Consider the following 8,356-nt stretch of genomic DNA (forward strand, 5'->3'; position numbering starts at 1 on the left):
ACGCAGCAGGCAGGCCTGGAACACCGCGGCGCGCGCATCGAGGCCCTGATTGCGTTCGGCATCGAGCGCAAAGTCGATCATCATGATCGCGTTCTTCTTGACGATGCCAATCAGCAGGATCACGCCGATGAACGCAATCACGGTGAACTGGGTGCGGCACACGAGCAGGGCGAGGATTGCGCCGACGCCGGCCGACGGCAGGGTCGAAAGAATGGTCAGCGGATGCACATAGCTCTCGTAGAGCATGCCGAGCACGATATAGATCGCCAGCAACGCGGCCAGTATCAACCAGGGCTGACTGCTCTGGCCCTGCTGGAAGGCACTCGCGTTGCCGGCGAATCCGCCGTGGATGCTGACCGGCACGCCAAGCCGCGACATCGTCTTGGTGATCGCATCCGAAGCGTCGCCGAGACTGACGCCGTCGGCCAGATTGAAGGAAATCGTGGTCGAAACGAACTGGCCATGATGATTGACTTCCAGTGGCGTCGTGCCGAAGCCGAAGGTCGAAAACGCCGTCAGCGGCACCATGTCACCCGAGGCGTTGCGCACATAGATGTCCTTGAGCGACTCGGGGCTCTGCAGAAACTGCGGCGCCACTTCCATGATCACGAAATACTGGTTCAACGCCGTATAGATGGTGGATACCGTACGCTGACTGAAGGCATCGTTGAGCACGTTGTCGATGGCCTGCGTCGTCACCCGCAGACGCGCGGCAGTCGCGCGATCGAAGGTCAACGCTGTCTCCAGGCCTTTCGCCGCCGCGTCCGAGTTGACGTCGGCAAGCTCGGGCATATTCTGGAATGCCTCGCGAATCTTGTCCTGCCAGGTGCGCAGATCGTCGAGGCTGTCGCTCTGCAGCGTGTACTGATAGGCCGCGTTGCTCTGCCGACCGCCGATGCGGATGTCCTGCGCGGGTTGCAGAAACAGTTGCGCGCCAGCCACGTCGCCAAGCTTGCCGCGCAGGCGGCTGACCACACCGTCGGCAGCGATGCCGCGCTCAGCCAGTGGTTTGAGGGCGATGTAGACGAACCCGCCGTTACGCCGGCCGCCACCGGTGAAGCCGACCACGTTGGCCACGGCCGGATCGCTCTTGACGATTTTCATGAACTCGACCAGCTTCTGCGACATCAGCTGGAACGAAATGCTCTGATCGGCCTGCACGCCGCCGACCAGGAAACCCGTATCCTCGGTCGGGAAGAATCCCTTCGGCACAATGATATACAAATACACATTGAGACAGACCGTCACCAGCAGGATGAACATCATCAATAGCGGCCGCGTCAGCGCCCAGCCGAGCGTGCGCTCGTAAACGGCCAGCATGCGCTTGAATACGCGCTCGCTGAGAGCGAAGAATTTTCCAGGCTCGCGCTGCGCATCGTGGCGCAGCAGGCGCGAGCACATCATCGGCGTCGTGGTCAGTGAAACCAGCAGGGAGACGACGATCGCGACCGACAGGGTGACCGAGAATTCGCGGAAGTAGCGGCCGACCAGGCCGCCCATCAGCAGGATCGGAATGAATACCGCGATCAGCGACAGGCTCATCGACAACACGGTGAAACCGACCTCGCGCGCACCGCGCAGCACGGCATCCATACGTGACATGCCTGCTTCCATATGCCGCGAGATGTTCTCCAGCACGACCACCGCATCGTCGACGACGAAGCCCGTCGCCACGGTGAGCGCCATCAGCGACAGAATGTCCAGGCTGAATCCGGCCAGATACATGATGGAGAACGTGCCGACCAGCGAGACCGGCACGGCGACCGCGGGAATCAGGGTTGCGCGCCAGCTGCGCAGAAACACGAAGACGACCAGAATGACCAGGATCACCGCAATGATCAGCGTGGTCTCGACATCGTGCAGCGAAGCGCGGATCGTGGTGGTGCGATTGACCGCGATATCGATCTGGATATCGGCCGGAATCGCGGCGCGCAACTGCGGCAACAGCGCCAATATCCGGTCGATCGTCTCGATCACGTTCGCATTCGGCTGCTTGTTGATGATGACCAGCACCGCCGGCTGGCCGTTGAACAAGCCCAGGTTGCGCACGTCCTGCACCGAGTCGGTCACGTTGGCCACATCGGACAGGCGCACGGCCGCGCCGTCCTTCCACGCGACGATCATGTCCTTGTACTCGTTCGAGTCCAGGGTGGTCTGGTCGCTGGTATAGATCTGCCAATGCTTGTCGCCTTCCTCGACGAAGCCCTTGGGCCGATTTGCGTTGGCGTTGGCCAGGGCGATGCGCACCGTATCCAGCGAGATGCCGTACTTGTTCAACGCGGTCGGATTCACATCGACGCGTACGGCCGGCGCGGTGGCGCCGCCGAGCGTCGCCTGGCCGACACCCTGTACCTGGGAAATCTTCTGCGCGACGACCGTGGATGCCGAATCGTAAATCTGTCCCGTGTTCAAGGTCTTCGAAGTCAACGCAAGAATCAGGATTGGCGCATCGGCCGGGTTGGCCTTGCGGTAATTCGGATTGGTGGGCACGCTCGGCAACTGCGCCAAGGCCGCGTTGAGCGCGGCCTGCACGTCGCGCGCGGCGCCGTCGATATCGCGGCTCAGGTCGAACTGCAGGGTGATGCGCGTGGAGCTCTGCGCGCTCGACGACGTCATTTCGGTCACACCGGCGATGCGGCCGAGCTGGCGCTCCAGCGGAGTCGCGACCGACGTTGCCATCGTCTCCGGACTGGCGCCGGGCAGCGAAGCACCCACCGAAATCGTCGGATAATCCACCTGCGGCAACGCCGATACCGGCAGCAGGCTGAACGCCACCATGCCCGCGAGCGCGATGCCGATCGTGAGCAGGGTCGTCGCCACCGGGCGGCGGATAAACGGCTCCGAGAGACTCGAGAAGCGGTTGCTCACGACGGCGCCACCTCGGCCTGCGCTTCGGCGCCGTCGTCGAAACGACTCGACACGCGCCCGGCGAGCCGATCGAAGGCCAGGTAGATCACTGGCGTCGTGAACAGCGTGAGCACCTGGCTGACGATCATGCCGCCGACGATGGTGATGCCGAGCGGATGGCGCAGCTCCGAACCCACGCCGGTGCCGAGCATCAGCGGCAAGGCACCGAACAATGCGGCCAGCGTGGTCATCAGGATCGGACGGAAGCGCAGCAGGCAGGCCTGGTAGATCGCCTCGCGCGGCGCCATGCCCTGGTTACGCTCGGCGTCGAGCGCGAAGTCGACCATCATGATCGCGTTTTTCTTGACGATGCCGATCAGCAGGATGATGCCGATGATCGCAATGATGCCCAGGCTGTCGCGCGCAACCATCAGCGCAAGCAGGGCGCCGATGCCGGCCGACGGCAGGGTCGACAGTATCGTGATCGGATGGATATAGCTTTCGTACAGCACGCCGAGCACGATGTACATGGTCACGATGGCGGCGAGGATCAGCAGCACGGTGTTGGTCAGCGAGGCCTGGAACGCCAGCGCGGCGCCCTGGAATTGCGTGGTGATGCTCGCCGGCATGCCCATATCCAGTTCGGCCTGCTTGATCGCTTCGACCGCGGCGCCGAGCGAAGCGCCCGGAGCGAGATTGAACGAAACCGTCGTCGCCGGAAACTGGCTCAGATGACTGATCAGCAACGGCGAAGCGCGCTCGCTGAGCGTGGTCACGGTGTTGATCGGCAATTGACCGTTCGCCACCGGCGCCGCCGTGGTGCCCGAGCTGACTCCCGGCGTCGCACCCTGCGGCGTGCCGACCGACGAGGTAGCGCTGGAACTGCTGGTGACGCTGTTGGCGTTGCTCAAGCCGGGCACATAGAGCCGGCTGAGCCCTTCGGGTCCCTTCTGAAATTCCGGTTTGACTTCGAGCACGACGCGATACTGATTGGCCTCGGTGTAGATCGTCGACACGAGGCGCTGACCGAACGCGTCGTACAGGATCTGATCGATCGCCGCCGGCGTGATGCCAAGCCGGCCAGCGGTATCGCGATCGATATTCAAATAGGCCTGCAGACCCTGCGATTGCAGATCGCTCGCCACGTCGGACAATTCCGGCCGCTGGTTGAGCTTGTCGACGAGCTTGGGCACCCATTGGTTCAAGTCGTCGAGATTGGGCGAGCCGAGCGTGAACTGATACTGCGTGCGACTGACGCGATCCTCGATGGTCAGGTCCTGCACGGGCTGCATGTAGAGCCGGATTGCCGGCACTTGCGCCGCCGATTTCTGCAGACGCGCAATCACGGTTTCCACGTCATCGCGTGTGCCGTGCGTTTTCAGATTGATCAGGAAATTGCCGCTGTTGAGCGTGGTGTTGGTCCCGTCCACGCCGATGAACGAGGACAGCGACTGCACTGCCGGATCCTGCAGGATCACCTTGGCCAGCGCCTGCTGGCGGTCGGCCATCGCGGCGAACGAAATCGATTGCGACGCCTCGGAAATGCCCTGGATCAGGCCGGTATCCTGGATTGGGAAAAATCCCTTCGGTATAACAATATACAAAATCACGGTCAGCACGAGCGTGCCGATGGCGACCAGCAGGGTCGCGAACTGGCGGTCGAGCACCCAGGTCAGCCAGCGCCCGTAGCTGGCGATGATGCGCTCGAACATCTCGCCGGTCTTGCGCGAGAAACGATTCTCGTCTTCGAGCTTGTGATGTTTGAGGATTTTCGCGCACAGCATCGGCACCAGAGTCAGCGAGACCACAGCCGAGATCACGATGGTCACTGCCAGGGTGATCGCGAACTGGCGGAACAGGCGCCCGACCACGTCGCCCATGAACAGCAGCGGGATCAGCACCGCGAGCAGCGAGATGGTCAGCGAGATGATGGTAAAACCGATCTGCTTGGATCCCTTGAGCGCCGCCTCGAGCGGCGAATCGCCTTCCTCGAGATAACGCGAAATGTTCTCGATCATCACGATCGCGTCGTCGACGACGAAGCCGGTGGAAATCGTCAGCGCCATCATGGTCAGATTGTTGAGGCTGAAACCGGCCAGATACATGACGCCGAACGTACCGACCAGGGACAGCGGCACCGAGAAGCTCGGAATGACGGTCGCCGGAATATTGCGCAGGAAGATGAAGATCACCGCGACGACGAGTACGACCGCAAGCATCAGTTCGAACTCGACGTCGGCGACCGAGGCGCGCACGGTCACCGTGCGGTCGGTCAGCACGGCCACGTCCACCGAGGCCGGCAGCGATTGCGTGAGCGACGGCAGTTTTTTCTTGATCTGGTCGACGACGTCGATCACGTTGGCGCCGGGCTGGCGCTGGATATTCATGATGATGCCCGGCAGCGAGTCCTTCCACGCGGCGAGCCGGTTGTTTTCCGCGCCGTCGACGATATCGGCGACGTCGGACAGGTGCACCGGGGCGCCGTTCTTGAAGGCGATGACGATATCTTTATACGCAGCCGCGGACTTGAGCTGGTCGTTCGCGTCGATCGTGTACGAACGCGTCGGCCCGTCAAAGCTGCCCTTGGAGCCGTTGACATTGGCATTGACGATCGCCGAGCGCAGATCCTCGAGACTCATGCCGTAGGACGCGAGTGCGGTCGGATTCGCCTGGATGCGCACGGCGGGACGCTGCCCGCCCGAGAGCGTGACCAAGCCGACGCCGTCGATCTGCGAGATTTTCTGCGCGAGCCGCGTGTCGGCCAGATCCTCGACCTGAGTCAGCGGCAGGGTCTTGGATGTGAGCGCGAGACTGAGGATCGGCGCGTCGGCCGGATTGACCTTGCTGTAGATCGGCTGCGAAGGCAGGTCGGTGGGCAGGAAGGTGCCCGCAGCATTGATCGCCGCCTGCACTTCCTGTTCGGCGATGTCGAGACTCAGGTCCAGGCTGAACTGCAAGGTCACCACCGAGGCGCCCGCCGAACTCGTCGACGACATCTGGTTCAGCCCGGGCATTTGCCCGAGCTTCTGTTCCAACGGCGCGGTCACCGAGGTCAGCATCACTTCCGGGCTGCCGCCCGGATACAAGGTCGTGATCTGGATCGTCGGATAATCCACTTCGGGCAGCGCGGAGATCGGCAGGAAGCGATACGCGAGAATGCCGACCAGCAGGATCGCCACCATCAGCAGCGAGGTGGCAACCGGGCGCATGATGAACAGGCGTGAGGGATTCATCGCGCGCTACCGCCAAGCCCGACGTGCGCAGCAGGCTCGTTCAAGTCGGCTTTGCATGGTGCCAATTCAAGCATGACGGAAAATCACGGTTTGCCGCCGTCCGCAGGTTTGCTGTCGGCGCCGGCAGGGGTCGGCGCATTCGGACCGGCCGGCGTTGTCGCGGACGGATTCGCACCAGCCGGAGCTGTGCCGGCCGGAGCTGCACCATCGCGTCGGTGCCCCTCACTCTGTCCCTGGCCGCGACTCTGTGCGGCGCTGCCATCGGCTGCCGTCTTCGCCGCACCGGCAGCGGGGGCTGGTTGCGGCTGGTCGCCCGGCAACTCCACCTTGCTGCCGTCGCGCAAGCGGTCGGCGCCGCTGGTGACGACGAGTTCGCCGACCTTCAGTCCGTCGGTCACGGCGACGCGTTCGCCTTCGGTCGGCCCGGTCTTGATATTGCGCACGGACACCGTCTTGTCGGCGCCGACGACGTAGACGTACAGGCCACCCGATCCGCGTTCGAGCGCCGACGTCGGGATGACGATCGCGTTGTGCATCGTGTCGAGCAGCAGGCGCACGTTGACGAACTGGTTCGGGAACAGACTCTCGTCGTCGTTGACGAACTCGGCCTTGGCTTTCACCGTGCCGGTGCTGGTGTCGATCTGATTGTCGAGGCTCGCGAGCGTGCCGCTGGCGAGCCTGGTCGAACCGGCGCGGTCGTAGGCCTCCACGCCGAGCGCGGTACCCGCGTGCATCTTCTGCAACACGGTCGGCAGATTGTCTTCAGGCAGGGTGAACAGCACGTCGATCGGTTTCAACTGGGTGACCACGACAATGCTGTTGCCCACGGCCACGTTGTTGCCCGGATCGACCTGGCGCAGACCGACACGCCCGGTTACCGGCGCGACGACGCGCGTATAGCCGAGATTGACCTTGGCCGTATCGATCTGGCCTTGGTCGGCTTTCACCGTGCCCTCGTTCTGATGCACCAGCGACACCTGCGAATCGAGCTGCTGCTTGGCGATCGAGTCCTGCTTGTACAGGGTCTGGTAACGATCCTGGTCGATGCGGGAATTCGCGAGCAGGGCGTGATCGCGCGCCAACGCACCTTGGTACTGGTTCAGCGCGGCCTGATACGAGCGCGGGTCGATTTCGGCGAGCAGATCGCCCTGGTTGACCATCTGCCCTTCCTTGAACTGCACGCTGAGCAATTGTCCGGCGACTTGCGCGCCGACGGTGACACTGCGCAACGGCGTCACCGTACCGAGTGCGTTGAGTACGATGTTGATATCGCCGTTGGTCACTGTTGCCGCGCCGACCGGCATCGCCAGACCGCCGGCGGCGGCGCCACGGCCGAAACGGCCGCCGGTCTGCGCCGGCGGCGCGCTCTTCGCGAGCCAGTAGGCGCCGAATCCGAGAACCAGGGCGACAGCGAGAACGATCAGGTAGGCACGCCAGCGCCGCTGGGGTGGGTTGGGCGTCAAACCGGTGCGGTTGGATTCTGTGCTCATGGGCATGCTTTGAGTTGGATTATTTTTATCGAGCGCCCGCGCAGCAAGGTCGCTGCAACGCACGCAGAGTGCGACGATACCCTGCCAGCGTTAGCGCTGGCAAAATCGCCGCAATGATGCTGATGCGTCCGCTATGGAAGACGCAATCCGGGCACAGAGGCCGCAAACCGTACGCCAAGTTACCCTGCGCCGCATGAATCGACAATTACAACCGGGTTAACAGGTGTAAGCACGTGTAACTTTGGGGCCTGTTCCACGACGCTGTCGCGTCGGAGCGCGTTCGCCGCCGCCACCCGGCGCGCGATGACCCATATAGAATCAAGCCTGCGCCACGCCGGTTCAAGACCACGCCTAGCTTCCCACTGTGCCCGACTCGCCCCTGCCCCGTTTCCGACGCCACTACGGTCCGCGCGAACTCGCGCTGACCCTTGCATGGTTGCGCGTCTGCGCGATCGTCGGCCAGGCACTGACCGTGCTTGTCGTCGCGCACTGGCTGGCGTTGCCGATCGCCGAAGGCGCACTGCTCGCGGGCATCGCGGCACTCAGCGTGTTCGCCCTGTTCGCCTGGTGGCGACTGCGCCAGCCCTGGCCGGTGTCGGAGGCCGAAGTCGTCGTCCACCTCGCCATCGATACGGGTGTATTAAGCTACCTTTTATACCTGACCGGCGGCGCGACCAACCCGTTCATCTCGCTGTACATCATCCCGATCGCGCTGGCAGCGACCGCGCTGTCGGCGCGCTATCTGGCGTGTGCGGTGTTGCTGCCCTGCGCCGCCTATCTGGCGCT

The 8,356-nt window shown here is 63.3% G+C and carries 3 protein-coding genes and 1 pseudogene; 1 reads left to right on the forward strand and 3 read right to left on the reverse strand.

Annotated features, from left to right (window positions below; genetic code table 11):
- From VIE67_RS09950 to VIE67_RS09960, 3 genes are all read right to left on the reverse strand, one after another.
- A partial coding sequence (locus VIE67_RS09950) for an efflux RND transporter permease subunit (protein WP_332025746.1) occupies nt 1–2,868 on the reverse strand: 2,868 nt, incomplete at its 3' end.
- The gene (locus VIE67_RS09955; RefSeq protein ID WP_332025748.1) at nt 2,865–6,080 is read right to left on the reverse strand and encodes an efflux RND transporter permease subunit; all 3,216 of its coding nucleotides are present in this window, start codon (nt 6,078–6,080) and stop codon (nt 2,865–2,867) included. The genes VIE67_RS09955 and VIE67_RS09950, both read right to left, overlap by 4 nt.
- 83 nt (nt 6,081–6,163) lie before the next feature.
- Nucleotides 6,164–7,570, reverse strand: coding sequence for an MdtA/MuxA family multidrug efflux RND transporter periplasmic adaptor subunit (locus VIE67_RS09960; protein WP_332025750.1), 1,407 nt, complete (start codon nt 7,568–7,570; stop codon nt 6,164–6,166).
- Between the two features lie 364 nt (nt 7,571–7,934).
- Between VIE67_RS09960 and VIE67_RS09965 the strand changes: the two are divergent.
- Nucleotides 7,935–8,356: pseudogene (locus VIE67_RS09965) on the forward strand (ATP-binding protein); the annotation flags it as partial.

The sequence above is a fragment of the Rudaea sp. genome, from assembly GCF_036560865.1.
Taxonomy (GTDB): domain Bacteria; phylum Pseudomonadota; class Gammaproteobacteria; order Xanthomonadales; family Rhodanobacteraceae; genus Rudaea.

Bases quoted from the DNA above. Each gene is read 5' to 3' on its own strand.
- VIE67_RS09955 (WP_332025748.1), bottom strand. From the start codon at position 6,080: ATGAATCCCTCACGCCTGTTCATCATGCGCCCGGTTGCCACCTCGCTG.
- VIE67_RS09960 (WP_332025750.1), bottom strand. From the start codon at position 7,570: ATGAGCACAGAATCCAACCGCACCGGTTTGACGCCCAACCCACCCCAG.